The 23,584-nt window shown below is 67.6% G+C and carries 22 protein-coding genes; 12 read left to right on the plus strand and 10 right to left on the minus strand.

The genetic code is table 11. The features are described from left to right. Position 1 precedes the first annotated feature (1 nt). The 4 genes from VXM69_RS09985 (at position 2) to VXM69_RS10000 (ending at position 2,751) form a co-directional block, all read left to right on the plus strand. Positions 2 to 895: an ABC transporter ATP-binding protein gene (locus tag VXM69_RS09985; protein ID WP_059556662.1), complete on the plus strand. Its 894-nt coding sequence runs from the start codon at positions 2 to 4 to the stop codon at positions 893 to 895. Then, positions 892 to 1,668 carry an ABC transporter ATP-binding protein gene (locus VXM69_RS09990; protein WP_034187938.1) on the plus strand — a complete coding sequence of 259 codons (777 nt, stop codon included), beginning with the start codon at positions 892 to 894 and terminating at the stop codon, positions 1,666 to 1,668. The genes VXM69_RS09985 and VXM69_RS09990 overlap by 4 nt, the downstream gene beginning before the upstream one ends. A 129-nt stretch (positions 1,669 to 1,797) precedes the next feature. Beyond that, complete coding sequence (locus tag VXM69_RS09995; RefSeq protein ID WP_034187939.1) at positions 1,798 to 2,052, plus strand: GlsB/YeaQ/YmgE family stress response membrane protein; 255 nt, start codon at positions 1,798 to 1,800, stop codon at positions 2,050 to 2,052. Between the two features lie 363 nt (positions 2,053 to 2,415). Further along, positions 2,416 to 2,751 (plus strand): type 1 fimbrial protein, encoded by a 336-nt coding sequence (locus VXM69_RS10000; RefSeq protein WP_034187940.1) that lies wholly within the window; start codon positions 2,416 to 2,418, stop codon positions 2,749 to 2,751. Between the two features lie 36 nt (positions 2,752 to 2,787). Here the strand turns inward: VXM69_RS10000 and VXM69_RS10005 are convergent, their stop codons facing one another. From VXM69_RS10005 to VXM69_RS10015, 3 genes are all read right to left on the minus strand, one after another. Next, positions 2,788 to 3,660 carry a LysR substrate-binding domain-containing protein gene (locus tag VXM69_RS10005; protein ID WP_034187999.1) on the minus strand — a complete coding sequence of 291 codons (873 nt, stop codon included), beginning with the start codon at positions 3,658 to 3,660 and terminating at the stop codon, positions 2,788 to 2,790. A 107-nt stretch (positions 3,661 to 3,767) separates the two neighbouring features. After that, a complete protein-coding gene (gene bla / locus VXM69_RS10010) occupies positions 3,768 to 4,667 on the minus strand; it encodes a class A beta-lactamase (protein ID WP_367188519.1) in 900 nt (299 codons plus the stop codon). 210 nt (positions 4,668 to 4,877) lie between these two features. Further along, positions 4,878 to 5,729 carry a peptidoglycan DD-metalloendopeptidase family protein gene (locus VXM69_RS10015; protein WP_367188520.1) on the minus strand — a complete coding sequence of 284 codons (852 nt, stop codon included), beginning with the start codon at positions 5,727 to 5,729 and terminating at the stop codon, positions 4,878 to 4,880. Between the two features lie 497 nt (positions 5,730 to 6,226). Between VXM69_RS10015 and VXM69_RS10020 the strand changes: the two genes are divergently transcribed. The 3 genes from VXM69_RS10020 (at position 6,227) to VXM69_RS10030 (ending at position 10,214) form a co-directional block, all read left to right on the plus strand. Further along, positions 6,227 to 7,123, plus strand: a complete 897-nt coding sequence (locus tag VXM69_RS10020; protein WP_034187943.1) for a LysR substrate-binding domain-containing protein — start codon at positions 6,227 to 6,229, stop codon at positions 7,121 to 7,123. A gap of 35 nt (positions 7,124 to 7,158) precedes the next feature. Beyond that, on the plus strand, positions 7,159 to 7,545 hold the full coding sequence (locus VXM69_RS10025) for an ester cyclase (protein WP_367188521.1): 387 nt from the start codon (positions 7,159 to 7,161) through the stop codon (positions 7,543 to 7,545). A 497-nt stretch (positions 7,546 to 8,042) separates the two neighbouring features. Further along, the gene (locus tag VXM69_RS10030) at positions 8,043 to 10,214 is read left to right on the plus strand and encodes a hypothetical protein (protein WP_367188522.1); all 2,172 of its coding nucleotides are present in this window, start codon (positions 8,043 to 8,045) and stop codon (positions 10,212 to 10,214) included. A gap of 104 nt (positions 10,215 to 10,318) precedes the next feature. Here VXM69_RS10030 and VXM69_RS10035 read toward each other — a convergent pair whose 3' ends face one another. After that, complete coding sequence (locus tag VXM69_RS10035) at positions 10,319 to 11,059, minus strand: sulfite exporter TauE/SafE family protein (RefSeq protein WP_367188523.1); 741 nt, start codon at positions 11,057 to 11,059, stop codon at positions 10,319 to 10,321. Between the two features lie 114 nt (positions 11,060 to 11,173). Then, complete coding sequence (locus tag VXM69_RS10040; protein ID WP_034187946.1) at positions 11,174 to 12,175, minus strand: aldo/keto reductase; 1,002 nt, start codon at positions 12,173 to 12,175, stop codon at positions 11,174 to 11,176. A gap of 142 nt (positions 12,176 to 12,317) precedes the next feature. Here VXM69_RS10040 and VXM69_RS10045 point away from each other — a divergent pair, with 142 nt between their 5' ends. Beyond that, on the plus strand, positions 12,318 to 13,229 hold the full coding sequence (locus VXM69_RS10045; RefSeq protein ID WP_034187947.1) for a LysR family transcriptional regulator: 912 nt from the start codon (positions 12,318 to 12,320) through the stop codon (positions 13,227 to 13,229). A 37-nt stretch (positions 13,230 to 13,266) separates the two neighbouring features. Here the strand turns inward: VXM69_RS10045 and VXM69_RS10050 are convergent, their stop codons facing one another. Beyond that, the gene (locus tag VXM69_RS10050) at positions 13,267 to 14,421 is read right to left on the minus strand and encodes a porin (protein ID WP_034187948.1); all 1,155 of its coding nucleotides are present in this window, start codon (positions 14,419 to 14,421) and stop codon (positions 13,267 to 13,269) included. 381 nt (positions 14,422 to 14,802) lie between these two features. On the opposite strand from VXM69_RS10050, the gene VXM69_RS10055 reads away from it, so the two are divergent. Both VXM69_RS10055 and VXM69_RS10060 read left to right on the plus strand, forming a co-directional pair. Then, the gene (locus VXM69_RS10055; protein ID WP_034188001.1) at positions 14,803 to 15,900 is read left to right on the plus strand and encodes an OpgC domain-containing protein; all 1,098 of its coding nucleotides are present in this window, start codon (positions 14,803 to 14,805) and stop codon (positions 15,898 to 15,900) included. A 61-nt stretch (positions 15,901 to 15,961) separates the two neighbouring features. Continuing rightward, the gene (locus tag VXM69_RS10060) at positions 15,962 to 16,897 is read left to right on the plus strand and encodes an alpha/beta hydrolase (protein WP_367188524.1); all 936 of its coding nucleotides are present in this window, start codon (positions 15,962 to 15,964) and stop codon (positions 16,895 to 16,897) included. A 51-nt stretch (positions 16,898 to 16,948) separates the two neighbouring features. Here VXM69_RS10060 and VXM69_RS10065 read toward each other — a convergent pair whose 3' ends face one another. Then, positions 16,949 to 18,163 (minus strand): FAD-dependent monooxygenase, encoded by a 1,215-nt coding sequence (locus VXM69_RS10065; RefSeq protein ID WP_367188525.1) that lies wholly within the window; start codon positions 18,161 to 18,163, stop codon positions 16,949 to 16,951. 166 nt (positions 18,164 to 18,329) lie between these two features. Between VXM69_RS10065 and VXM69_RS10070 the strand changes: the two genes are divergently transcribed. Together VXM69_RS10070 and VXM69_RS10075 are read left to right on the plus strand one after the other, a co-directional pair. Next, a complete protein-coding gene (locus VXM69_RS10070; protein WP_034187951.1) occupies positions 18,330 to 19,274 on the plus strand; it encodes a LysR family transcriptional regulator in 945 nt (314 codons plus the stop codon). Positions 19,275 to 19,414: 140 nt separating this feature from the next. Then, on the plus strand, positions 19,415 to 20,173 hold the full coding sequence (locus tag VXM69_RS10075; RefSeq protein ID WP_034187952.1) for an SDR family oxidoreductase: 759 nt from the start codon (positions 19,415 to 19,417) through the stop codon (positions 20,171 to 20,173). Between the two features lie 60 nt (positions 20,174 to 20,233). Here VXM69_RS10075 and VXM69_RS10080 read toward each other — a convergent pair whose 3' ends face one another. The 3 genes from VXM69_RS10080 to VXM69_RS10090 are packed head-to-tail and all read right to left on the minus strand — an operon-like array spanning position 20,234 to position 23,552. Beyond that, positions 20,234 to 20,683, minus strand: a complete 450-nt coding sequence (locus tag VXM69_RS10080) for a Fis family transcriptional regulator (protein ID WP_069704631.1) — start codon at positions 20,681 to 20,683, stop codon at positions 20,234 to 20,236. Positions 20,684 to 20,705: 22 nt separating this feature from the next. Further along, positions 20,706 to 22,181 carry a metalloprotease TldD gene (gene tldD, locus VXM69_RS10085; protein WP_069704630.1) on the minus strand — a complete coding sequence of 492 codons (1,476 nt, stop codon included), beginning with the start codon at positions 22,179 to 22,181 and terminating at the stop codon, positions 20,706 to 20,708. Between the two features lie 12 nt (positions 22,182 to 22,193). Next, complete coding sequence (locus tag VXM69_RS10090; protein ID WP_367188526.1) at positions 22,194 to 23,552, minus strand: TldD/PmbA family protein; 1,359 nt, start codon at positions 23,550 to 23,552, stop codon at positions 22,194 to 22,196. Between the last annotated feature and the right edge of the window lie 32 nt (positions 23,553 to 23,584).

Below are 23,584 nucleotides of genomic sequence, written 5' to 3' on the forward strand. Positions count from 1 at the left end.
CATGCCGACGAATACCGCCCCCGCGCCCGCCCCGCTCTGCGAGATCGACGGGCTGAAGATCGGCTTTCGCGGCCACGACGGCGTCGTCACCGACGCCGTGCGCGACCTGTCGCTGACGCTCGCCCCTGGCGAACGGCTCGGCATCGTCGGCGAATCGGGCTCCGGCAAGTCGCTGACGGGCCGCGCGCTGCTCGGCCTGCTGCCCGACGCCGCCCGCTGGTCGGCGCGCACGATGCGCTTCGCGGGCCACGACCTGCTCGCGATGTCGCCGCGCGAGCGCCGGCGGCTGTGCGGCAGCCAGATGGGCATGATCCTGCAGGACCCGAAGTATTCGCTGAACCCGGTGATGACAGTCGCGAAGCAGATGGGCGAAGCGTTTCGTCTGCACGAGCCCGGGCTGCGCGGCCGCGCGCTGCGCGAACGGATCGTCGACGCGCTCTCCGCCGTGCAGATCCGCGACCCGGCGCGCGTCGCCGATGCGTATCCGCATGAATTGTCGGGCGGCATGGGCCAGCGCGTGATGATCGCGATGATGGTGTCGACCGGCCCGCGCCTGCTGATCGCCGACGAACCGACGTCCGCGCTCGACGTCGCGGTGTCGATGCAGGTACTCGCGGTGCTCGACGCGATGATCGCGCGCCACGGCACGGGCCTGATGTTCATCAGCCACGACCTGCCGCTCGTGATGTCGTTCTGCGACCGCGTCGCGGTGATGTATGCGGGCCGCGTGGTCGAGACCTGCGCCGCGCGCGACCTGCGCGACGCCTCGCATCCCTACACGCGCGGGCTGCTCGCGGCGACCCCGCCGCTCGCGAACCCGCCCGACGAACTGCCCGTGCTGCGCCGCGATCCGGCGTGGCTCGAGCCCGCCGGCCGACAGGAGGCAGCACGATGATCGACGTCGATCACGCATCGATCCGTTTCCCGACCCGCACGGGTCACGTCGACGCCGTGCGCGACGCGAGCTTCGCGGTGCGCGACGGCGAAGTGTTCGGGCTCGTCGGCGAATCGGGTTCCGGCAAGTCGACGCTGTTGCGTGCGCTGACGGGCCTGGTGCCGCTCGCGTCCGGCAGCCTGTCGATCGACGGACGGCCGGTCGGCGGCACGCCCGATCGCGCGTTCCGCCGCCACGTGCAGATGGTGTTCCAGGATCCGTACGCGTCGCTGCATCCGCGCTTCACGGTCGACCAGACGTTGCGCGAGCCGCTGTCGATCCATGCGATCGGCGACGCCGATGCGCGCATCGCCCGCGCGCTGTCCGAGGTCGGCCTCGGCCCCGCGTTCCGTTTTCGCTATCCGCACCAGTTGTCGGGCGGCCAGCGGCAGCGCGTCGCGATCGCGCGTGCGTTGATCGTCGAACCGCGCGTGCTGCTGCTCGACGAACCGACGTCCGCACTCGACGTGTCGGTGCAGGCAGAAATCCTGAACCTGCTGCGCCGCCTGCATCGCGAACGCCAACTGACGATGATCCTCGTGAGCCACAACCTCGCGGTGATCGGCTTCCTGTGCCAGCGCGTCGCGGTCATGCAGCACGGCGAGATCGTCGAACAGCTCCGTGTCGAGGACGTGCGGGCAGGACAGGTCGCACGCGACTACACGCGCACGCTGCTGAACGCGACCGAAGGCTACCGCCGTCTCGACCCGGTGGTTGCAACACCGGCGAACTGACATCCGCGCGACGCGCCGGCGTGCGATACTCGGCACGCCACGCGCCGGCTGGCCGTTGCATGGAACCCTTGCGCGCCACGCGGGTCCATTTCCTTTCATCAACAGCTCAATCGCAATAGGGAGGCGTTCATGCTGCAATTCATCGAAACCCTGGTCGTCGGGCTCATCGTCGGCCTCCTCGCCCGCGCGCTCAAGCCCGGCGACGACAAGATGGGTATCCTGATGACCGTCGTGCTCGGCGTCGTCGGCTCGCTGATCGCCGGCTACGTCGGCCGCGCCGCCGGCTGGTATGCGCCGGGCCAGGGCGCCGGCTGGATCGCGTCCATCATCGGCGCGATCGTGCTGCTCGTGGTCGTCGGCGCGATCCGCAAGCGCACGGGCTGAACACCGCGCTCGCGTCGTGTCAATGCAAAACGGCCGCTCGTCAGAGCGGCCGTTTTGCTTGTGGCGAGCCGGAGACCGGGTAACTACCGACTCGTTGGCTTCGCAACGATTCAACGGCACGCTCCTCCATCCGCCAATGGTCTTCCAGCGAGCGTACGCGACCGGCGAATCCCCGACTTGCGGGCGCGCAAATTTGAGATAAATTGATTGAAGGAATAACGCGCGGTTTGCTTATTCCCTTTATTTCCATTTTTCGATTCAAGAGGTCCGATGGTTTTGCCGTTTACGCATACAGCATCGCAGCGTTGACGGACTGCCACCCGAGCGGCCCCGCTGCGACGCGCTTCCTCTCTGGAGCCTGTCATGAAGCATCGCCTGTTCGCCGCCTCGTTCGTCCTGGCTGGCTCGCTTCTGGCCACGTCCTCGTCCTTTGCCGGCGGCACGTCCGGCATCATTCACTTCTCCGGCATGATCGTCGAGCCGCCCTGCTCGTTCGCGCTCGATACGGCCGATGTCGCCCACGCACACGTGCGCCCCGACTGCCCGCGTCCGGCAAGCGGACAAGTCGCGTTCGTCGACGCGGCCAGCCTGCGCACGATCAAGACCACGACCTTTACGCAGGCCTCGCGCGCAATCGTTTTACCTGAGCGTACGGGCAGCAATCATGCGCCGATGATCGCCGTCGTGACCTATCAGTAAAATCCGCCGCCAGGCGCCCGCCGCCGTGGCCGCCCGTCAGTCGCGATGACGCGCGATCCAGTCGCTGAAAGCGCGGATCTTCTGCTGGCTGCCGATGGTTTCGGGATACACGAAGAAGTAGCGCGCGCCGGTTTCGAGCACGATGTCGAACGGCCGTTCGAGCCGGCGCGCGCTGACGTCGTCGTCGACGAGCGTCACGTCGCCGATCGCGACGCCGAAACCCTGCATCGCCGCGTTCGTCGCGAGATCGAGCGTGTCGAACGTCGGCCCGCGCGCGGGATCGACGCCGCGCTCGCCCGCATGGTCGAGCCACGCACGCCAGTCACGATGGTCGCGCGTCGGATGGAGCAGCGTATGGCGCGCGAGATCGCCGACCGTATCGAGCGGCGACGCCTGCCGCAATTCGGGCGCGCAGACGGGCGTCAGCCGTTCGTCGAACAGCGGCAGCGCGAATACGCCGGGGCCCGGCGACGTGCCGTAGACGACCGCCGCATCGAACGGCTCGGTCGAGAAATCGACGACGTGCTGCCACGCGGTCGTGATCTGCACATGGAGATCGGGGTGCTCGCCCTGGAAGCGCATGATGCGCGGCAGCATCCAGCGCATCACGCAGGTCGGCACCTTCAGCGCGAGATCGGTGCGCTGCCGCGTGAGCTTCATCGAGATGTCCTCGATCCGCGCGAAGCTCTCGTTGACGACCGGCAGCAGCTGCTCGCCCTCCGCCGTCAGCGTGAGCCCCTTCGCATGCCGCTTGAACAGCGGAAAGCCGTAGTGCGCCTCGAGCGTCTGGATCTGCCGGCTCACCGCGCCCTGCGTGATGCACAGCTGCTCGGCCGCGCGCGTGAAGCTGCGGTGGCGAGCCACCGTCGAGAAGATCTGCAACGCGTGCAGTGGCGGAAGTCGGCGCATGGCGAACGGGAAACGGAAATACGGCGCGAAAGGGCCGCGCGCCGACACCGGCGCGCACAGACCGACACGATAAGCCAAACGTGCGCGTTGCGCGAGACGCCGGACGGTCAGGCCGTCGCGGTCAACGCACCCGCCGCGATGCGCGCCGCCGACGCGACGACGTCCGCGCGGGCCGCCGCGTCGGCCCGCTGCTGCGTGAACGACACGGCCATCACGATCGGCGCGCGCGACGGCGGCCACAGCACCGCGACATCGGTCGTCGTGCCGTAGCCGCCCGTACCGGCCTTGTCCGCGACGCGCCAGCCCGGCGGCACGCCCGCCGCGATGCCGGTCGCGCCGCGCGCGCCACCGGCCATCCATTCCGTCAGCTGCGTACGCTGCGGCTCGTGCAGCGTATCGCCGAGCAGCAATCGCTGCAGCGTGTCGACCATCGCGATCGGCGTCGACGTGTCGCGTTCGTCGCCGGGCGCGGCCCGGTTCAGTTCGGGCTCCCAGTGGTCGAGGCGGAACGTCGTGTCGCCGCTCTCGCGCGCGAACGACGTGACGGCCTGCGGGCCGCCGAGCACGCCCATCAGCAGGTTCCCCGCCCCCTTGTCGCCGGCCTGCAGCATCGCCTCGCACAGCTGCGCGATCGTCATGCCCGTGTCGACGCGGCTTTCGGTAATCGGCGAGCCCGACACGACTTCATAACGACGATACTGGATGCGGCGCGGCAGCAGCGACGCATCGAGCGACCCGCGCGCGAGCATCGCGGCGGCCGCCATGACCGCGTAGGTGCCGCACAGCGGGAAGCGTTCGCGCGCGTGATGGGCGATGCGCACGCCATTCGACGTATCGAGCGCGGCGACGCCGAGCCGGCCGTTCGAGGCTTTTTCGAGCGCGGCCAGTTCGGCCTGCGCGGTATGGGCGCGCCCCTGGTCGGCGACCGGCGCGGACGTGCACGCGGCGACGAACGGTGCGGCAACGGCGGCAAGCAACAGCGAGCGGCGTGTCGGAGAATGTTCCATGAATGCGGTGTGTTCTGTCGGAAACGGTGGCACGAAGCAACGCGGGCGCGCTTCGACGAAGCGCGCCGGTTCATGCCGACGGCCGGCCCGCGACGGCATTCGCCGCGCATCCCCGAATGACGCCCGTCGGCCCCGCCATGCGCGGGACGCGCATGAACAGCCCCTAGCGTAGCAGCGAGCGCCGCCACGTTCCAGCAAAACGGCCCCGCGTCACCCTTGCGACGAAGGCAGGTACGGCATCGGATTCACCGGCTTGCCGTCGCGCCGCACCTCGAACAGCAGCGCGACGCGCGAGTTGTCGAGGTCGCCCATCTCGGCGATCGCGTCACCCTGGCGCACGATGTCGCCCGTCTTCACGAGCAGCTTGCGGTTGTGCGCATACGCGGTCAGGAAATCGGCGTTGTGCTGGACGATGATCAGGCTGCCGTAATCGTTCAGGCCGGTGCCCGCATACATCACGCGGCCGTCGGCCGCGGCGCGCACCGGGTCGCCCGGTCGGCCGGCGATCTGGATGCCGCGGTTCTGCCCCGGCCGGAACCCGTCGACGATCTTGCCGTTGGCAGGCCACTTGAGCGCGACCCCGCCCGCATGCCGTTTCGTTTCCTTGACGACCTGCCGGTCGCTCGCGTTCGACGCGGCGCTCTGCGACGTTGCCTGACTTCCCGCGGCCCCATTGGCCGCCGCGGTTTGCGTGCCGGCCGCGCCGGCCGGCGGCAACGGCTGCTGTTTGACGATGCGCAGTACCTGCCCCATGCGCAGCCTGCCGTGCGCGGGCAGTTTGTTCCAGGTGCGCAGGTCGGCAACGCTGCAGTCGTTCGCGGACGCGATGCCCGTCAGCGTGTCGCCGCGCTTCACGACGTACTTTTGCGCGACGAGAATCGGCGCCGGCGGCAGCGCGGCGGACGTGGCCGCCGACGGAGCGGAAGCCGGCTGGTTCGACGTGGGGCCCGCGAGCGTGTCGCTCGGCGGGACGGACTGCGTACTTGCACAACCGGCCATGACGAGCGCGGCTGCCAGGCCCGGCAGCCACGCCGCGTTGCGGTGAATCTCGCGCGTTTTCATGGACGATCCGACTCCGGTTTGACAATCTTTCAAGCATCTCAAAAACGGAACGGCCGACGTGTAACCGGATGCAAACAATGATGACAAACGATCACGAACCGGATGCCGGCCGGCATTCGATACCGGTAATACGGTCCGATTCGGAAAAACTTGATGGTCTTTTTGCAGGAAAGCGGAAGAATTTTCGTTTCAAAAAACTATGAAGGATCAACCTCGATAGGCACTCGATTCAACGCAACCATCCGACGAATTCGGCACAGGCCCACGCGATGCCGATGCACAGGAACAACAGATGCAGCGCGATCTTGAACGACACGCCCCATGACGAATCGATTTGCATGACAGGCTCCCCGGTTGATGTGCAGCCATGATCGGCCATCGATCGCGCCCCGGAAATGCGGAACCGTCGAAGCAGGCCTCAGGCTGCGCCTGAGACCGGCGCGGCGGTTCCTGCTAACTTATCGGCCATTCGACAACGTCCTTACGCCCCGCCCATCATGCGCTTCGACCTGACCGACCTGCGGCTCTTCCTGAACATCTGCGAAGCCGGCACGATCACGAGCGGCGCGGAGCGCACGCACATCACGCTGCAGGCCGCGAGCGAGCGCATCCGCGGCATGGAGGACGAGCTCGGCGTGCCGCTGCTGCACCGGACCAAGTCGGGCGCGCAGGCGACCGACGCGGGCCGCGCGCTCGAACACCATGCGCGCACCGTGCTGCAGCAGATCGACCACATGCGCGGCGAACTGCAGCAATACGGCCAGGGGCTGCGCGGCCATATCCGGCTGCTGTGCAACACGGCATCGTTGAGCGAATACCTGCCCGACGCACTGGCCGATTACCTGCCGCATCACCCGAAGCTGTCGGTCAGCGTCGAGGAGCGCTCGAGCCAGGAGATCGTGCATGCGATCCGCAACAAGACGGCCGAGGTCGGCATCGTCGCCGATTCGGTCGGGCTTGGCGGGCTCGAACAGAAGCCGTTCCGCGAGGACTGGCTGATCGTCGTCGTGCCGGCCGCGCATCCGCTCGCGTCGCACGAGAAGGTCGCGTTCGACGCGATCGCCGGCGAGGATTTCATCGGCCTCACCGACGGTAGCGCGTTGCAGGTGCATCTCGCCGACCAGGCGCGCGCGCTCGGCAAGCGGATCCGTTATCGCGTGCAGTTGAAGAGCTTCGATGCGATCTGCCGCGTGATCGCGAGCGGCGTGGGCATCGGCATCGTGTCGCGTCATGCGGCCGAGCGCGCGATGCAGACGATGGACGTGCGACTCGTCGAATTGTCCGATCCGTGGAGTCACCGGAAACTGACGCTCTGCGCGCGCTCGTTCGACGCGCTGCCGAAGTACACGCGCGAATTCGTCGCATTCTTGTCCGGCGAGGCAGCGTCGCGGTGACGCATGCGGTCTCGTCGATACTCGGAGCCATGACCATGACCGACACCGATCTCGCCACCCGCTATCGCGCCTATATCGACTGCCTGAACCGGCAGGACTGGCAGGCGCTCGGCGAATACGTGGCCGACGACGTGATCCACAACGACCGCCCGCTCGGCCTCGCCGGTTACCGCGCGATGCTCGAACGGGACTACCGCGACATTCCCGATCTCCGCTTCGAGATCCGGCTGCTCGCGTGCGAGCCGCCGCGCGTCGCGTGCCGGCTGCGTTTCGCCTGTTCGCCGCAAGGAACGTTCATGGGGCTGGCCGTCGACGGCCGCAAGGTCACGTTCGCCGAGAACGTGTTCTACGAGTTTCATGACGGCAAGATCCGCCAGGTCTGGTCGGTGATCGACAAGGCCACGATCGAGGCACAGCTTTAACCCCGTCGCGGCAGCCGCTGCCGGTCGGGATCGGCGATCCGATTTCCCGCCTGATGCACTTCGGCCCTTAAGGATAACGTTTTCTCTCATGACTGGCCGAGAGCGTGCCGTCGTTCAGCCTTGCCGTTTGCCACGCCACCGCCCGCACCCAGGATGAAACGCGCTCGCCCATCGGCAATATCTTGCGTGATTTTCGCGAAATTCTGATTCGCGCACCTGTCCGATCATTCCCACCATCCGGGTTTTCACCGGCGCCTCCGACGTGAAAGTTCATTGACATCGCACCGCGCGATGCCTAAATTTGGAAAACGTTTTCCCCTTCATCGGTGCGACGTCGGCCACGGTCCGCGCAGGGGAAACGCTTGCGCGCTCGAATTGTGATTCAGGCCGTCCGCCTTCAGGGATCAGGGTTGCAAGGCGACGGTCAGGTACGGGCATCGAGCGCGGCAACGGCCACACCCGCCCGTCCTTCATCACTATTCAAAACTGGAGACACAATGCATCCGCGCAGCAGATTCGCGCTCGGCGCCGCGCTCAGCGCCCTTTCCGTCGTGTTCGTCAGCGCGTGCGGCGGCAACGACGTGACCGATACGCCGCCGTCATCGCCGCCCCCGTCCACGTCCACGCCCCCCGCGCTCGCGACGAACTCGCTGCAGGCGCTCGTCTACGGCGCGCCCGACACCAGCGTGCCGGCCGGCACGAACGTGCCGGTCACGATGATGGGCCAGATGCGCGCGCTGTTCGACCTGATCCGGAAATCGCCCGACTTCACGCAGGTCGTGATGGATCTCGGCGACGGCACGCCCGTCCACGTGCTCGACACGAACACCGGCGACAAATTCCTGCCCGGCAAGCTCGCGCTCGGCCTGTCGTACATCCTGATCGACATGAAGTCGAAGAACGACCCGCAGTATGCGAGCTACCTCGCGACCTACCAGACGATCACGACCGCGATGATGGCGCAGTCGGGCGGCAACTACACGTACGCGAACACGTCGTGGGGCGAGTACTACTATCTCGTCGCGCTGAACAACCTGAAGGCGCACGGGATGCTCAACGAAGTCTTCAGCGACGCGATGCTCTCGACACTGCAGCAGCGCCTCACCTTCTGCGACATGTTCGGCCCCGATGCGAGCGGCAAGACCAGTACGTGCCCGGCCGCCGGCACGCCGATCGACATCGCGTCGCTCAACACCGCGCAGAATTACTATGCGGTGTCCTACGGCATTGCCGGGCTGCGCCAGAAACTCGGCTGGAGCAGCCCATCGTTCGCGTCGAAGACGGATCCGTCCGTCGCGGCGATGGGCGCGCGCGATGCGCTGCTGTACACGCTGACGAACCACATCCGCAACGATTCTTCCGGCGGCTTCTCCGATGAAGCGTCGAACACGCACACGACCTACTACGACCAGGCGCGCTTCGACCGCTACAGCACGCTGCTGATCGGCGAAGTGGTCGAGCGCACGTTCGAGATGGACAACGTGGCGAATCTCACGCCCGAACTGAAGGGCTATTTGCGCAAGTCGGTCGACCTGATCCTGCCGCAGCTGAACGCCAGCGGCCAGGGCTTCAACTACGGCCGCTCGATCGGCCCGTACGGCGATTCCGCGTTCATGGAAGTGCTGACGGCCGCCGCCAACGCCGGCGTGCTGACCGACCAGGAGAAGCGCGTCGCGTACACGTTCATCTACCAGGCCGCGCATCGTTTCGACACGTACTGGTATGACCCGTCGCTGCCGACACCGTCGGTGAACATGTGGGTCAAGGGCCGCGGCACCGACGCGTATCGCGGCAAGCCGCGCGTGATGGGCGAGAACTTCAGCCTGCTGCACCAGTACCTGTACGTGAACGCTTGGTGGAACAAGCTCGGTTTCGGCGGCAAGGCGCCGATGGCCGATGCGGACTACGGCGCATGGCTCGACGCGCTGCCGCGCTATACGCTGACCTGGTACAACCAGCCAACCGACGCCGCGCATCCGTACAGCGCCGCGCTGCTCACCGTGCGCGACGGCCGGCGCGTGATCAACCTGAACCTGAGCCAGGCGCCCGACTACAACTCGTACACGCCGTACTACCCGGTACCGTTCTCGGACAAGCTGATCTACGGCACGACCGACCTCGGCTACGCGCTGCTGGTGCCGCAGGTGACGTACAACGCGAAGACGTACATTCCCGTCACGTACTACAAGAACCTGAACGTGCAGCAAGCCAACGGCCAGGTGATCGTGTCGTTCGATACGACGAAGTTCCGCCTCGCATCGAAGAACGCCGCCTACACGACGGATCTCGACCTGCAGGTGCATACGGTGCTGACGTTCGCGCACGGCACGATCTCGCGCAGCGATACGCTCAGCTCGGGTACGCTCACGGGCAACCTCGCGGTCGAGACGGACTTCACGTCGTTCGCGGATTTCGCATCGACGCAAGCCAACGGCGATGGCGTGTCGGTGACGTACGCCAACAGCGCCGCGACCGGTTATGCGGCGTCGGGGTTCGACACCTGCGCGCTGTCCGCCTTCGACACGGCGAACGGCACGACGAACCCGCTGTCGACGACACCGATCGGCCAGCTGCACTCGAACTTCGCGTGCACGACGAAGCCGTTCGCACTCGGCGCGGGCACGACGCGCACGTTCGGGTGGTCGCTGAAGTACGCCGACCCGGCCTGAACCGTGTGATTCGCGCCACGTGAACGCGCCCGAAGCCGGCCGCTTGAGCCGGCTTCGGGCGCTTCAGCAAGGGGCAGCGCCCACGCGCGGCGCGTGGTACCCGTTCACAGCCACCCCGCAACGGCCATATACGCGCCGAGCGCGATCAGCCCGACGAAGAAGCAGCGCTTGAACGCCGTTTCGCTCATCACCCGTCGCGCATACTGCCCGCCGGCCATCCCCGCCAGGGCCGGCACGAGCGCGAGTGCCGACACGCCGAGGTCGACCGTCTGCAACGCACCCGATACGCGCAACTGCAGGCCGAGCGCGATCGTCGATGCGGTAAACGACAGCCCGAGCGCCTGGATCAGGTCGTCCTTCGACAACCGCAGCGCCTGCAGATACGGCACGGCCGGCACGACGAACACGCCGGTTGCCGCCGTCACGACGCCCGTCAGGTAACCGACCACGGCGGACAGCCATTTCTCGCGGCGTCCCGGCGCGGGCAGCCGCGCGGCGGCCAGCCCCCACCCCCCGTACAGGATCAGCACGACACCGAGCGCCGCGTGCGTCCACGTGCTGCCGGCCGCGAGCGCGGGCAGCCCGCCCGTCAGCGTGCCGATCGTGAGGCCAGCGAGCAGCGGCCACAGCCGGCGCAGCAGCGGCCCGAACGACGGGCCGAGGCCCAACTGCCACACGTTGGTGATGAACGACGGCACGAGCAGCAGGCTCGCCGCGGCCGACGGCGGCATCGCGAGCGTCAGCAGCCCCATCGCGATCGTCGGCAGCCCGAGCCCGATCATGCCCTTGACCGCGCCGGCCAGCAGGAACACCAGCACGATGATTGTCAGCGTATGAATTTGCATGGAGGCGGTTCCATCCGGTCGAGTACGGCGCCGATGGTGCCGCTCCGCCACGCAGCCCGCCATCTGGTTTTGCCTGAGGCTGGCTAGGCCCCGCCGGACGGGCCGGCCCCTGGCTCACCCCCGTCCGTGCTCGCTGTCGAGGTGGGCCATCTGGGCGGCGGGATAACGCTCGCCGGCAGCCGACCCGGCGGGTACCGCCGCTTCGATGCGGTCGACATCATTGACCGTTAGTTGCATTTTTGTCGCCAGCAAACCGTCCTGCAGCTGCGTGCGCTTGCGCGCACCGACCAGCGGCACGATGTCGGTGCCGCGCGACAGCGCCCACGCGATCGCGACCTGCGCCGGATTGCTGCCCTTCTCGTCGGCGATCGCACGCAGCGCGTCGACGAGCGCGAGGTTGTGTACGAGGTTGTCGCCCTGGAAGCGCGGGCTCGCCGCGCGGAAGTCGCGCTCGCCCTGCCGTGCCGCGCTCCAGCGCCCGCCGAGCAGCCCGCGCGACAGCACGCCGTAGGCCGTCACGCCGATGCCGAGCGCGCGACAGGCCGGCAGGATGTCGGCTTCGATGCCGCGCGACAGCAGCGAATACTCGATCTGCAGGTCGGCAATCGGCGCGACGGCCGCCGCGCGGCGGATCGTGTCGGCGCCGGCTTCGGACAGCCCGATATGGCGCACGTACCCGGCTTTCACGAGATCGGCGATCGCGCCGACCGTGTCCTCGATCGGCACGGCCGGATCGACGCGCGCGGGCCGGTAGATGTCGATGTAGTCGGTACCGAGCCGCTTCAGCGAATACGCGACGAAGTTCCGGATCGCGACGGGCCGTGCGTCGTAGCCGGCAAACCCGCCGGCCGGATCGCGCAGCGCGCCGAATTTCACGCTGATCAGCACCTGGTCGCGCGCGCGGCCGCGCAACGCATCGCGGATCAGCATCTCGTTGTCGCCCATCCCGTAGAAATCGCCGGTGTCGAGCATCGTGATGCCGTTGTCGAGCGCCGCGTGCAGCGTGGCGATGCTCTCGTCGCGGTCGGCCGGCCCGTACAAGTCCGACATACCCATGCAGCCGAGCGCGATCGCCGATACCTGCGGGCCCGTGCGGCCCAGTTGACGCGTGTCCATGCCCGTTTCCTCCGAAGGGTGAGTGGATGGAACGGATTCTGGGCGCACGACGCCGCGCGATAAACGCGAAACGCGCCACCAAACCATTCGACGCTGATTAACAATGGAGCCTGTTCTCCTCCCCGCCCAGGCTTCCGCCCGCATGGACCATCTGCAAGCAATGCGCATCTTCGCGCGCGTCGCCCATCTCGGCAGCTTCACGAAAGCGGCCGAGCAGTTGCACCTGCCGCGCCCGACCGTCAGCAACGCCGTCCAGTATCTCGAAAAGCACCTGAAGATCCGCCTGCTGCAACGCACGACGCGGCGCGTCGCGCTGACGGCCGAAGGCGCGACCTACTACGAACGCTGCGTGCAACTGCTCGCCGATCTCGACGATGCGGAAACGCTGTTCGAGGACGCCGGCGCGTCGCCGCGCGGCGTGATCCGCGTCGACCTGCCCGAACGCTTCGCGCTGAACCAGGTGATTCCGGCGCTGCCGGATTTCCACGCACGCTACCCCGACCTGCGCGTCGTGATCGGCACGACCGACCGTTTCGTCGATCTCGTCGCCGACGGCATCGACTGCGCGGTACGCGTCGGCGTGCTGTCCGACACGTCGCTCGTCGCGCGGCGCATCGGCGAGCTGGCGCAGATCAACTGCGCGTCGCCCGCGTATCTGGCGCGCCACGGCACGCCGCGCTCGCCGGACGAGTTGCCGGACCACGTCGCGGTCGGCTATTTCTCGAGCCGGACGGGCCGCGAGCTGGACTGGGAATACGCGGACATGGATTCGGGCGAGATGCACGCGGTGAAGATGCACAGCGTCGTGTCGGTCAACAGTTCGCAGGCGTATCTCGCCTGCTGCCTCGCGGGCCTCGGGCTGATCCAGGCGCCGCGCGAGGGGCTCGCGCCGCTGCTCGCCGACGGCTCGCTGGTCGAAGTGCTGCCGGAATGGCGTGCCGGGCCGCTGCCCGTGTCGGTGGTGTTCCCGTACGGCCGGCACCTGGCGCCGCGCGTGCGGATCTTCGTGGACTGGCTTGCCGACACGCTCGGCGGCACCCACCTGGCGGACTGACGCGGGCCGACGCCGGGGCGCCGGCCCCGCCCGCCGATCAGAACTTGTGGCGAATCGCGGCGCGCACCGCGAACTGGTTCGACGACGCCGACGGGCCGTCGGTCCCGACGACGTAGCCGCCATCGGCCGCCGTGCCGGTCTTGTCGCCGGCCACCTTCTGCCACGCGCCCTGCAGGTACACGTCGGTCCGCTTCGACAGGCTGTAGTCGGCCATCAGGCCGACCGTGTGGTACTTCGGCTTGAACGAGCCGGCGGCCGCATCGAACTTCCCGTCGGTGTACACGTACTGCGCGCCGAGATAGAAATCGGGCGTGAGCTGGTACTTGCCGTTGATCTCGATGTTCTGGAACTTGGTCGCGGTCAGCCCGAGGCCGGCGAACGTCGAGGCCGGCAGGTAGACGGTCGACACCGGGTTCTTCACGTCCGTCTTCGTGTAGACGACGCCGACCGTCGCCGGGCCGAACGTGTAGTTCACGCCGCCGCCGAAGATGCGCAGGCGGTCGGCGACGAAGTTCGCGTCGTCGGCCGCGATCGCGCCCGCGTTGCCGATGCCCGGATTGTTCGCCTGCAGATAGGCGGCCGCGACCTGCAGCCCGGCCAGCGAATACTGCGCGCCGATGCTGTACTGGCGGTTGTTCGAGAAGCCCGTGCTGTTGCTGAAGCTGTACGTGCCGCCCAACGTCAGGCCGTTCCAGTCGGGACTCGCGTACTTGACCGTGTTGTTGACGCGGAACGAGTTGTCCGTGTTGTCGTTGTCGAACGGGTGCGAGAACAGCGTGCCGCCCCAGTTGCCGTTCGCGGTCAGCGGCGCGAGATAGTCGACGACGGCGTCGTACTGGCGGCCGAAGGTAAGCGTGCCGAAGCGCGACTGGCTCAGCCCGACGAACGCCTGGCGGCCGAACATGCGGCCGCCCTGGCCGAGCCGGCCGTTGTTGACGTCAAAACCGTTTTCCAGCGTGAAGATCGCCTTCAGCCCGCCGCCGAGATCCTCGCTGCCCTTCAGCCCCCAGCGGCTGCCCTGCGCGTAGCCGCTCGCGAGCTGGTAATTCGTCTTTCCGACCCCATTGACGTTGACGTTGTTCGTGTAATTGATGCCTTCATCGATCAGGCCGTACAGCGTCACGCTGTTCTGGGCAAAGGCCGGCGCGGCGAATGCAGCGAGCGCGGCGGCAAAAATGGCGTGCTTCTTCATGACGTATCTCCGGAGCCGGGGGCCGGGCGGGCCGAGCGCCCGGCGAATGTTTGGTCTGTTGTATGTGTGGCCCGCAGGGCGGACGACGCGGTGTGCGGCCGCGTGAGGATAAAATGGTGTCACGTCGGAAACCGTCCGTCCATCGGGGGGGCGTCGCCGTGCGCAAAGCGTTGCGCTCGTCCAACTGCCCGGTTGCGCCGACCGCCTGACCGGGCTTATCGGCAGCGGCAGGCGGGCCCGCCATCCGCGTAAACCCGGTGGGTGTCGCATCGGTGGCACAATGCGCATCCGTTCGCCATTTCCTCACGAAGTCATGCTTCACCCCGACTCATGCGCGGCCCGTGCCGGCCGCGCCCGCGGCGCGCGCCGGGCGGCGGTCCGATGACCGCGCCTGCCCGGGCCGGCCGCTACGCCGAACTCGATTTCTTCCGCGGCCTCGTGCTGCTCGTCATCGTCGTCGACCATATCGGCGGCAGCATCCTGTCGCGCGTGACGCTGCATGCGTACGCGCTGTGCGACGCGGCCGAGGTGTTCGTGTTTCTCGGCGGCTTCGCGACCGCCATTGCCTACAACTCGCTCGCCGAACGGCACGACGAGGCCGCCGCGCGCCAGCGCTTCATCCGGCGCGCGTTCGAGATCTATCGCGCGTTCCTCGTGACGGCCGGGCTGATGCTGCTGATCACCGCCGCGCTGAACGCGTTCGCGATCGACGGCCCGAACATGCCGACCAACGACCTCGACGGCCTGCTGCACAAGCCGCTCGCCGCGCTGCGCGACATCCTGCTGTTCCGCCGCCAGCCGTACCTCGCGTCGGTGCTGCCGATGTATGCGTTCTTCGCGCTGCTCGTCCCGCTCACCCTGCCGCTGGCGCGCACGCAGCCGTGGCTGCTGCTCGCGTTCAGCGGGTCGCTCTGGTACGCGGCGCCGCACGTCGCGCGCTTCTTGCCGACCGTCGAAGGCGTGCCGTGGGACTTCAACCCGTTCGCGTGGCAGTTCCTGTTCGTGCTCGGCGTGATCGCGCGCTGCCAGCCCGTCTACCAGACACTCGCTCCCCGCCCGCAGGGCTGGCTGCTGACGGCCGGCTCGCTCGCGATCGTCGCGGCCGGCGCGTACTACCGGCTGCGCATCGAGCCGTTCCCGACCGATCCGTCGATCAAGCAGAACCTCGGCGCGCTGCGGCTCGTGAACTTTCTCGCGATCGCATGGCTCGCCGCGAAGCTCGTGCACCTCGGCTGGATGAAGAAGGTCGCGCACGCGATGCCGTGGATCGGCACGATCGGCCGGCAGGGGCTGCTGTGCTTCGTCGCGGGCACCGGCATCTCGCTCGCCGTCGATTCGCTGCTCTACCAGGCGACCGAAGGTTATCTGAACGTGCCGCTCGGCCTGGCCGCCGACGCCGTCGCGATGGGCCTGCTGTATCTCGTCGCCAAACTCTACGGGCCGCTCGTCGCGCGGCTGCCGTTCCGTTCGCGGCGATGACGCGCCGCGCCGTCACGCGCCGCTGCTACGATAGCCGGCGCCTCTCCTGAAACGCTTCGCCATGCGCCGACTCGCCCTTCCGTTCGCCATCGCCCTGATCGCCGGCTCCATCGCCACCGCCGGTGCCACGCCGGCCGCGCCGCCGGTCTCGCCCGTGCCGCCGCCCCCGGCCGTCCAGACCGCCACGACACCGTCGAGCGCCCAGGAACCGCCGGTCAACCCGGGCAGCAGCGTCGTGCTGCGCACGTTCCGGTCGGCGTCGCTGAAGCGCGACTGGTCATACACCATCTACCTGCCGCCCGGCTACAACCCGGAAGGCGCGCGCTACCCGGTGATGTACCTGCTGCACGGCAATGCCGGCAACGCGAACGACTGGGTCACGCAAGGCCGCCTGCAGGCCACCGCCGACACGCTGATCGAGCGCCGCGAGATTCCGCCCGTCGTGATCGTGATGCCGCAGGGCGGCACCGACTGGTACGTCGACCGCAAGGAGAAGATGCAGAGCGCGTTCCTCAACGACCTGCTGCCGGAGGTCGAGGCGCACTTCGCGGTGTCGAACCAGCGTGCGGGTCGCGCGATCGGCGGCGTGTCGATGGGCGGCTTCGGCGCGCTGCGCTTCTCGCTGCTCGAGCCGGGCCTGTTCTGCGGCGCGATGCTGCTGAGCCCCGCGATCTATGCGAACGAGCCGCCGCTCAATTCCGCCGCGCGCTACGTCGGCGTGTTCGGCGACCGGCAGTTCGATTCACGCGTGTGGCACGAGCTGAACTACCCGGCGCTGCTGCGCGGCTATTTCGCGCGCAGCTGGCGCGTGCCGATGTTCATCGCGGCCGGCGACGACGACCTGACGATCCAGGCGGAATCGAGCGTGCTGTACACGCACCTGCGCCGCGCGCAGAATCCGGCCGAGCTGCGCATCGTCGACGGCGGGCACACGTGGGACGTGTGGCGCGGGGTGCTCGGGCAGGGGTTGAAGTACGCGCTGGAGTGCGTGAAGTGACGACCGGCCGATAACCGGCGAACGCAACACCTGTCGCGTCCGCCATCGGGCTCAAAGCCAGGTACCGCCCTGCCGCTCGCTCGGCTCATCGTCGAGCGCGTCGAAGTCGTGAATCCAGTCGAGGTGCTGCAGCACGCGATCGCGGTCGGCCAGACGCGCGTTGCGCGCCTGCGCGGCCGGCCCGTCGGGCAGGTGCAGCACGTCGGCCGCGGAGATCGATGCGTATTGCACCTTGCGCGTGCGGCCGCGACGCAACCGCTCGTAGGCTTCCTGCGCCTCGCGCCACTTCCCGGGCCCGGCCTTCGCGAGCTGTGCCGCCAGCACCACCGCATCCTCGATCGACTGGTTCGCGCCCTGCCCGTGGTGCGGCACCAGCGCATGCGCGGCATCGCCGATCAGCGTCACGCGCCCGCGGCTCCAGCGGCCGAGCGGCGGACGGTGGAACAGCCCCCAGCGCTGGCTGATCGGTACCGCGGTGATCATCTGCACCACGGCCGGGTGCCAGTCGCCGAACACGCGCAGTTGCTCTCCCTCCTGAGCCGGCATGACCCAGTCGCGCGACGGCCACGGCGACGGATGCCGCTCGACCAGCAGGAAGTTCTGGTCGCCGTTGTCGCCGATCGGATAGTGCAGCAGATGCCCGTGCGGCCCGACCCAGAACTGGATCGTGTCGGGATCGGGCAGCAGGTCCATGCGTGCGGCCGGCACCACGCCGCGAAAACCCGAGCAGCCCGAATACAGCGCATCGTCGTAGCCGAGCATCCAGCGCCGCGTGATCGAACGCGCGCCGTCCGCGCCGATCACGAGATCGGCGTCGACGCGCGTGCCGTTGTCGAACGACAGCGTCACGCGATCGGGATGCTGCGCGAGATCGACCAGACGATGGCCGAGATGGATGCAGTCGGGACCGACCGCGTTCGACAGCACCGCCTGCAGATCCGCGCGATGCACGCCCCAGTACGCGCCGCCGAATTGCAGGCGGTAGTCGGGCTCGCCGCGATGATGGCCGATCACCGCGCCGCTGCGCCCGTCGCGATACACGAGCCCCGGGATGTCCGCGCACACCGCATCGAAGGCCGCGCGCAAGCCCATGCGTTCGTAGAAGCGCGTCGCATTGGCCGACAGCGCGACGGCCGCGCCGACTTCGCGCAATTCATGGGTCTGCTCGTAGAGCTGCGCGTCGATGCCGTGCTCGCGCAATGCGAGCGCGAGCGTCAGGCCGCCGATGCCGGCGCCGACGATCGCAATCTTCAGATTCGTCTGCATGATGAAGGTGTCTCCGATATTTCCGTGTGGGGCCCGCGCCTTGCGCAGCGGCCATGTCGAGTGCATGGGCCGTATCGGTATTTTCAGGAGTGGACTTTCATCCCGCAATAAAATGAAATGAATCTGCTTCATCACGGAATGCAATGAACCGGGCACCGCGAAACCCATGGAACTGAGCGAGATCGACCTCAACTTGCTGCTGCTTTTCCAGCGGCTGATGCAGGAGCGGCGCGTGTCGAGCGTCGCCGAACAGATGAACATGAGCCAGCCGGGCGTCAGCAACGCGCTCGCGAAGCTGCGCCGCCGGCTGGGCGATCCGTTGTTCGTGCGCGGGCCGGGCGGCGTCGTGCCGACGCCGTTCGCGCTGCGCCTGGCCGAACCCGTGTCGCATGCGCTGGCGACGCTGCACGCCGCGCTGAATCCCGAGACCGGTTTCGATCCGCTGCGCGCCACGCGCACGCTGACGATCGGCATGACCGATATCGGCGAAGTCGTGTTCCTGCCCGCGCTGCTCGAACACCTCGCGCGCGCGGCGCCGGGCATCGCGCTCAATACCGTGCGCAACACGAGCGTCAACCTCGGCGACGAAATGGCCGACGGCCGCGTCGATCTCGCGATCGGCCTGCTCCCGCAGCTCAAGGGCGGGTTCTATCAGCGCCGGTTGTTCGATCAGCGCTACGTGTGCCTGTTCAGGCGCGGCCATCCGCTCGAGGAAGCGGCGCTGACGGTCGACGCATGGCGCGACGCCGAACATCTGGTCGTGGTGTCGGCCGGCACCGGTCACGGGCAGGTGGACGAATGGCTGCAGCGGCGCCGCGTGAAGCGCCGGGTAAGGCTGACGGTGCCGCATTTCATGAGCGTGGGCTACATCCTGCAGCGCACCGACCTGATCGCGACGGTGCCCGAGCATCTCGCGCAGCAGCTCGCCGCGCCGTTCTCGCTCGGCTGGCGTGCGCTGCCCGTCGCGCTGCCCGGCACGCCGATCCACATGCTGTGGCACACGCGCGTCAATCAGGATGAAGGCAACCGCTGGCTGCGCGACGTCGTGGTCGACCTGTTCGCGGAGACGGGCGCACGAGCACGGAAGGCCGCGACTGGCCGGAAGAAATGATCGCCTTCGCCGCGTGGTCGGACACGAGTGCCGATATCGCTCGAATCCGTGCGCCGCGCATTTCGACTACATTGCCGAAGGGCTGACGACATCGAACCTCGGCCGCCTCGTTCCTCACTCAACCCGCAGGAAATCAAGCCATGTCTGTCTCGAAGAAATTCGCCGCCGTTACGGGCGCCGGCTCCGGCATCGGTCGGGCAGCAGCAATCGCGCTCGCGCAGGCCGGCTTCACCGTCGCGCTGCTCGGGCGCACGGAGGCCTCGTTGCGAGAAACGCAGGACACCATCCGCGCCGCCGCCGGCGACGCGCACGCGTTTCCCGCCGACGTCACCGACGAGGCGTCGGTCGACCGCGCGTTCGCGCAGATCGCGCAGCAATTCGGCCGGCTCGACGTCCTGTTCAACAATGCCGGACGCAACGCCCCGGTCGTATCGCTCGACGAATACGACCTCGACGTGTGGAACAGCGTCGTCGCGACGAACCTGACCGGCGTCTTTCTGTGCGCACGGGCCGCGTGGCGCGTGATGAAAGCGCAGACGCCGCAAGGCGGCCGGATCATCAACAACGGCTCGATCTCGGCGCACGCGCCGCGCCCCGATACGATCGCGTACACGGCCACCAAGCATGCGGTGACCGGGATCACGAAATCGCTGGCGCTGGACGGCCGCCGGTACAACATCGCATGCGGCCAGATCGACATCGGCAACGCGGCGACCTCGCTCACGGAACGGATGACGCAAGGCGTCCCGCAAGCGGACGGCAGCCTCGCGCCCGAGGCGCGGATGGACGTCGCGCATGTCGCGAACGCAGTCGTCCAGATGGCGAACCTGCCGCTCGACACGAACATCCTGAACATGACGATCATGGCGACCGCGATGCCGTTCGTGGGGCGCGGATAGCGCGCGCTGCGGGCGAAGGCGCGTTGCGCGCGCCGCACCGGCCGATTCTTCGGAACCCGATCACCGGGTCGCCGTGCAGTATCGCTGCAGGCGCTTCGCGACTTCGTCGATCACCTTGACGGGGGCGACTTCCAGCTGCAAATCATGCGTTGTCAGCACCCTCGCGAACAGATGGAATGCGTCGCCGTCGAAATGGAAATGCCCTTGGCAACCCGAGGAAAACGCGTGGTTCGCGATCTTTTCCAGGTCCTTGTACGAAGCGTCCTCGACATCCCCGTAGCCGTATTCGCACAGGATGCCCGTGGCGATCACGGTCCTCATCAGGACCTGAAGCGCGACAAGCGACCCCACCCCGGCATGCAGCGCTTCGAGCTGAAGGTGATACTCCAGCGACAAGGCATCGCGTATCGGCCTCGGCAAGGGCAGCAGTTCCGTTTTCGCCTCGCGTTGCGTGCGGCTGGACTGACTGAGACGATGAGCCCATTTATTCACGTTCCATTCCACCGGCAATGCGCCGCCTCGACGGCCATGACTATGCGGTGCCTCCGACGGTCATTTCATCCACCCTCACGGTCGGTTGGCCCACGCCCACCGGGATCGACTGCCCCGCCTTGCTGCACGTCGCCCTGCCGGGATCGCAGGCGAGATCGTTGCCGACCAGGCTGATGTTCCGGATGGTGTCGGGGCCGTGGCCCGTGATCGTCGCGCCCTTGACCGGCGCGGTGATCCTGCCGTTTTCGATCAGGTAGGCCTCGGATGCCTCGAAGACGAACTGACCGCTCGTGATGTCGACCTGCCCGCCCTCGAGACCCGACACGTAGATACCGTTGCGTACCGACTCGATGATTTCCTGCGGCTCGTGGTCCCCGTTCAGCATGAACGTGTTCGTCATGCGCGGCATGGGCGGCGACGCGTAACCCTCGCGGCGGCCGTTTCCGGTCGGCTCCATTCCCATCAACCTCGCGCTCAGCGCATCCTGCATGTACGCGCGCAGCACGCCGTTCTCGATCAAGGTCGTGCGCCGCGTCGCGCACCCTTCGTCGTCGATATTCAAGGAACCGCGGCCCCCCTGGAGCGTTCCGTCGTCGACGATGGTCACGTTCCCGGACGCCACCTTTTCGCCGAGGCGTCCCGCGAAGGCGGACGTCCCGCGGCGCACGCCGTCGGCTTCCAGTCCATGGCCGACCGCTTCGTGCAGCAAGACGCCATTCCAGCCCGGGCCGACCACCACCGTCATTTTTCCGGCCGGCGCCGGCCGCGCCTGCAGCTTCGTGAGGGCGGCCGTCACACGCTCCCGCACGAAGGTACGAAGTTCGTCGTCATCCCACGTCCGGATGCCATAGCGCCCGCCGATCCCTCCGCTCGCGCTCTCCACGCGCGCGCCGGACCTGACGCGCACGTTGATCCACAAGGCCAGTTGCGGACGCACGTCGCCGCCACTCAGGCCGTCGCATCGCGCGATCCAGATCGTTTCATGCACGGCGCTCAGCACGGCATGCACTTCGATCACGCGCGGGTCGGCGGCCCGGGCGATCTCGTCGAGCGTCTTCAGCAGCGCGATCTTGTCCGCTCCCTCCATCGTCCGCAACGGATGAGCCGGGTCGTAGAACGATCGTGCCGTTGCAACCGGCCTGCGCTGCATCGCTGCCGAGCCGTCACGCGACATGCCGCTTCCGGTTTCGCTAAGTCGCGACGCAACATGCCGGAGCGCCATCGCGTCGATGCGTTGCGAACTCGCCAGCGTCGCCTGCTCTCCCTTCAACACGCGCAGTCCGAAGCCGCTATCGCAACGATACGAACTCGCGCGCACGGCCCCGCCTTCCAGCGACCAGGATTCCGCGGTCGTTTCCTTGAGGAAGACATCCGCAAAGTCCCATCGCTGGCCGAGGGCGATGCCCATCGCGGAAAAAAGCGCCGTTTCGTCGATGCCATGCCGGTCCAGCAGCGCGTGCCGCGCCAGCGTGCGGATCTCCTCGCGGGCAGGCCGCAATACCTGCCGCTGCTTCATGTCACTCATGTTTCAAGCTCCCCCGATCTTCATTGCATCGATCAGCCACGATCCGGAGGTCGCCCATCCCCTCGTCAACGCGTCGCTGCCGATCGCCTGTAGTCCGCCGAACATCCGGCGGAGATTCGACGCTATCGTGATACCGCTCACCGGGAAGCGGATCTCGCCGTCTTCCACCCAGAACCCCTTGGCGCCGCGGGAGAAATCGCCGGTCAGGCGGTTCACGCCGCCGCCGACCATCTCCGTGACCAGAAGTCCGCGATGCAGCTTCCTCAGCATCGCGGCGAAGTCGTCGCCGGGCTGGGTCCGTGTACTGCGCATGTCGAGGTTGTGAGGCCCGTAGCCGTTGCCGGTGGGCGTCAGGTTCAAGCGGCGCGCCGCATAAAGCCCGAGAAACAGCCCGCGCAGGCGGCCGTCCTCCACCACCTTGCGGCGCCCGCCCGGAATGCCGTCGCTGTCGAAGCAGCGGCTGGCCATCCCGCGCCTGACGAATGGATCCTCGTCAAGCTGGACATGCGGCGGAAACAACGGCGCGTCGATGTCATCCTTCAGGAACGATCCGCTCCGGTACAGCGCATCCCCCGATGCCGAGGACACCAGTTCGGCCAGCAGCCCCAGCGACGCCGACGGCTCGAACAGAACCGGGCATTGCTGCGTGGGGACTTGCGTCGCGCCGAGCGCGTCGATGGCTCGCCTGGCGGCCAGCGCCCCGACCTCCTCCGGTTTCGCGAGATCGTCGAATGCGCGACTTGCATGGCCCCAGAAACCGATCTGCTTCTCGCCGGTGCCGAACGCGACGGGCGCACATGCGATCGAATGGATGGACCACGGCGCCGTCGCATGGAACCCCGCCGACGTGGCCAGCAACGACGTGCCCGACATCGTTCTCACCGTCACGCCCTTCGACGCCTTGATCGACGGGTCATGTGCGAACGCCGCATCCTCGGCGCGTTGCGCATGGGCACCGATATCGTCGAGCGACCAATCCAGCGGGTGATGGAGATCGAGATCGGGAAAGTCCCTGGCCAACTGGCTCGAATCGGCGAATCCGGCCGCGGGATCGGGCTCGGTTGCGGCGGTACTCTCGATCGCCGCGCGAACGATCTTTTTCAGCCCGTCGTCCGACAGGTCCGACGATTTCGCGAAAGCGCGTTTTCCGTCGCGCAACACCGTCACCGTCATCTCCAGGGTGCCGCAAAAACTGCGTTCCGTCTGTACCCGGTTCGTCACGGTCACGGCGCTCGATTCGGCGGCCTCGATCTCCACGCGCGTCCCCTCGGCACCCGCCTGCCGCGCGAACGCGATCACACGCTCCGCCGAACTCGCCAGTTCAGCGGCAACGGTTTGCAACTGCGTACTGCTCGATTGCATCAGCCTGCTCCTCCGCCATGCGGCATCGTGTC

The organism is Burkholderia sp. Ed8, from assembly GCF_040761425.1.
Classification (GTDB): Bacteria; Pseudomonadota; Gammaproteobacteria; order Burkholderiales; family Burkholderiaceae; genus Burkholderia; species Burkholderia seminalis.

What these genes read in the sequence shown, in the direction of transcription:
- VXM69_RS09985 (WP_059556662.1), top strand. Translation starts at nt 2, where the DNA reads ATGCCGACGAATACCGCCCCCGCGCCCGCCCCGCTCTGCGAGATCGAC.
- VXM69_RS09990 (WP_034187938.1), top strand. Translation starts at nt 892, where the DNA reads ATGATCGACGTCGATCACGCATCGATCCGTTTCCCGACCCGCACGGGT.
- VXM69_RS09995 (WP_034187939.1), top strand. Translation starts at nt 1,798, where the DNA reads ATGCTGCAATTCATCGAAACCCTGGTCGTCGGGCTCATCGTCGGCCTC.
- VXM69_RS10000 (WP_034187940.1), top strand. Translation starts at nt 2,416, where the DNA reads ATGAAGCATCGCCTGTTCGCCGCCTCGTTCGTCCTGGCTGGCTCGCTT.
- VXM69_RS10005 (WP_034187999.1), bottom strand. Translation starts at nt 3,660, where the DNA reads ATGCGCCGACTTCCGCCACTGCACGCGTTGCAGATCTTCTCGACGGTG.
- bla (WP_367188519.1), bottom strand. Translation starts at nt 4,667, where the DNA reads ATGGAACATTCTCCGACACGCCGCTCGCTGTTGCTTGCCGCCGTTGCC.
- VXM69_RS10015 (WP_367188520.1), bottom strand. Translation starts at nt 5,729, where the DNA reads ATGAAAACGCGCGAGATTCACCGCAACGCGGCGTGGCTGCCGGGCCTG.
- VXM69_RS10020 (WP_034187943.1), top strand. Translation starts at nt 6,227, where the DNA reads ATGCGCTTCGACCTGACCGACCTGCGGCTCTTCCTGAACATCTGCGAA.
- VXM69_RS10025 (WP_367188521.1), top strand. Translation starts at nt 7,159, where the DNA reads ATGACCGACACCGATCTCGCCACCCGCTATCGCGCCTATATCGACTGC.
- VXM69_RS10030 (WP_367188522.1), top strand. Translation starts at nt 8,043, where the DNA reads ATGCATCCGCGCAGCAGATTCGCGCTCGGCGCCGCGCTCAGCGCCCTT.
- VXM69_RS10035 (WP_367188523.1), bottom strand. Translation starts at nt 11,059, where the DNA reads ATGCAAATTCATACGCTGACAATCATCGTGCTGGTGTTCCTGCTGGCC.
- VXM69_RS10040 (WP_034187946.1), bottom strand. Translation starts at nt 12,175, where the DNA reads ATGGACACGCGTCAACTGGGCCGCACGGGCCCGCAGGTATCGGCGATC.
- VXM69_RS10045 (WP_034187947.1), top strand. Translation starts at nt 12,318, where the DNA reads ATGGACCATCTGCAAGCAATGCGCATCTTCGCGCGCGTCGCCCATCTC.
- VXM69_RS10050 (WP_034187948.1), bottom strand. Translation starts at nt 14,421, where the DNA reads ATGAAGAAGCACGCCATTTTTGCCGCCGCGCTCGCTGCATTCGCCGCG.
- VXM69_RS10055 (WP_034188001.1), top strand. Translation starts at nt 14,803, where the DNA reads ATGACCGCGCCTGCCCGGGCCGGCCGCTACGCCGAACTCGATTTCTTC.
- VXM69_RS10060 (WP_367188524.1), top strand. Translation starts at nt 15,962, where the DNA reads ATGCGCCGACTCGCCCTTCCGTTCGCCATCGCCCTGATCGCCGGCTCC.
- VXM69_RS10065 (WP_367188525.1), bottom strand. Translation starts at nt 18,163, where the DNA reads ATGCAGACGAATCTGAAGATTGCGATCGTCGGCGCCGGCATCGGCGGC.
- VXM69_RS10070 (WP_034187951.1), top strand. Translation starts at nt 18,330, where the DNA reads ATGGAACTGAGCGAGATCGACCTCAACTTGCTGCTGCTTTTCCAGCGG.
- VXM69_RS10075 (WP_034187952.1), top strand. Translation starts at nt 19,415, where the DNA reads ATGTCTGTCTCGAAGAAATTCGCCGCCGTTACGGGCGCCGGCTCCGGC.
- tldD (WP_069704630.1), bottom strand. Translation starts at nt 22,181, where the DNA reads ATGAAGCAGCGGCAGGTATTGCGGCCTGCCCGCGAGGAGATCCGCACG.
- VXM69_RS10090 (WP_367188526.1), bottom strand. Translation starts at nt 23,552, where the DNA reads ATGCAATCGAGCAGTACGCAGTTGCAAACCGTTGCCGCTGAACTGGCG.